Below are 281 nucleotides of genomic sequence, written 5' to 3'. Positions count from 1 at the left end.
CGTCTCCACTCCCTTAGCCGGCCCCGTTTTCACCCCGCTGCATTTCCGTCCCGCGAAGCCTTTGTTCCAGTGGCCCACATCCCGGGCCGCCCTGTCCGGTCGATCTTCCTCGAACCTGTCGGCCCCGTCTTCGGGGCCGAGGGCCGGTTGGGGGCGGAATTTGTCCTGATGCGCCAGCCGCGACAGCGGCGGCATCATCAGGGCAAATTCCGCCCCCATCTTGGACAGTCTTCCGCTGCCGCCCTACTCCCAACCCGCCGCCCGCGCTCCCGCCCGCCCAT

1 protein-coding gene is annotated in these 281 nt (G+C 68.7%); it reads right to left on the bottom strand.

Annotated features, from left to right (window positions below):
* A partial coding sequence (locus tag DVDV_RS23050) for a hypothetical protein (protein WP_217694159.1) occupies positions 1-198 on the bottom strand: 198 nt, incomplete at its 3' end.
* Between the last annotated feature and the right edge of the window lie 83 nt (positions 199-281).

The sequence above is a fragment of the Desulfovibrio sp. DV genome (genome assembly GCF_001936595.1).
In the GTDB taxonomy this organism is placed as follows: Bacteria; Desulfobacterota; Desulfovibrionia; order Desulfovibrionales; family Desulfovibrionaceae; genus Solidesulfovibrio.
Note: the sequence above shows the minus strand (reverse complement) of the source record. Positions and strands in the feature narration are given on the sequence as shown.